Source organism: Streptococcus sp. k-378 (assembly GCF_013277505.1).
GTDB classification, from domain to species: domain Bacteria; phylum Bacillota; class Bacilli; order Lactobacillales; family Streptococcaceae; genus Streptococcus; species Streptococcus pseudopneumoniae.
Window position 1 is genome coordinate 1 of sequence record NZ_VMNC01000169.1, and the last position, 1,194, is coordinate 1,194.

A 1,194-nucleotide genomic window follows, 5' to 3' on the forward strand; every position below is an offset into this window, starting at 1 on the left:
TGTGTATGAGTATGCGTGGTGTCAGAAAACCAGGCACTGCCACCTTGACGACAGTAGCTCGTGGTCTATTTGAAACAGATAAGGACCTCCGAGATCAGGCTTATCGTTTAATGGGACTATAATACTCTTCGAAAATCAAATTCAAACCACGTCAGCTTCCATCTGCAACCTCAAAACAGTGTTTTGAGCAGCCTGCGGCTAGCTTCCTAGTTTGCACTTTGATTTTCATTGAGTATAAAAAGAATCCGCTTTGGGCGGATTTTTCTAGAAAGGACTAGTTATGGATCAACTGCAGATTAAGGATTTGGAAATGTTTGCCTATCATGGTCTTTTTCCGAGTGAGAAAGAATTGGGGCAGAAGTTTGTTATTTCCGCAATCCTATCCTATGATATGACCAAGGCGGCTACAGACTTGGATTTAACAGCCTCTGTCCATTACGGAGAATTGTGCCAGCAGTGGACGGCTTGGTTTCAGGAAACAACTGAGGACTTGATTGAAACGGTAGCCTACAAACTGGTAGAACGTACCTTTGAGGCCTATCCTCTTGTCCAAGAAATTCAGCTGGAACTGAAAAAACCTTGGGCACCGGTGCATTTGCCACTAGATACTTGCTCAGTAACCATTCATCGTCGCAAGCAACGAGCCTTTATCGCCCTAGGAAGCAATATGGGGGATAAGCGAGAAAACTTGAAACAAGCCATTGAGAAACTGCGAAATCGAGGTATATATATTCTCAAAGAGTCCAGTGTCTTGACGACGGAGCCTTGGGGTGGTGTGGAGCAGGATAGCTTTGTAAATCAAGTGGTTGAGGTTGAAACCTGGTTGCCCGCCCAAGTTCTATTAGAGACCTTGTTAGCCATTGAGTCAGAGATGGGACGGGTGAGAAAAGTACATTGGGGGCCTCGTTTGATTGATTTGGACTTGCTCTTTGTGGAGGACCAGATCCTTTATACAGATGACCTTATCTTGCCTCATCCTTACATAGCGGAACGCCTTTTTGTCCTTGAGTCCTTACAGGAAATTGCGCCTCATTTTATCCATCCGACATTAAAGCAACCTATTCGCAACTTGTATGATGCTTTGAAAAAATAGAAAAAACTCTAGTTTTCAGTCACTTGCAACTGAAGGCTAGAGTTTTTATACTCTTCGAAAATCTCTTCAAACCACGTCAGCTCTATCTGCAACCTCAAAAC

General features: G+C 43.7%; 2 protein-coding genes. Both read left to right on the forward strand.

Annotated features, from left to right (window positions below):
* Positions 1–122: GTP cyclohydrolase I (locus tag HT719_RS11185; RefSeq protein ID WP_172929239.1), on the forward strand; the 122-nt coding region annotated here is incomplete at its 5' end.
* Between the two features lie 158 nt (positions 123–280).
* Entirely contained in the window at positions 281–1,093 is an 813-nt protein-coding gene (gene folK / locus HT719_RS11190) for a 2-amino-4-hydroxy-6-hydroxymethyldihydropteridine diphosphokinase (protein ID WP_172929241.1), read from the forward strand.
* The last annotated feature ends 101 nt before the right edge of the window (positions 1,094–1,194 follow it).

What these genes read in the sequence shown, in the direction of transcription:
- folK (WP_172929241.1), top strand. Translation starts at nt 281, where the DNA reads ATGGATCAACTGCAGATTAAGGATTTGGAAATGTTTGCCTATCATGGT.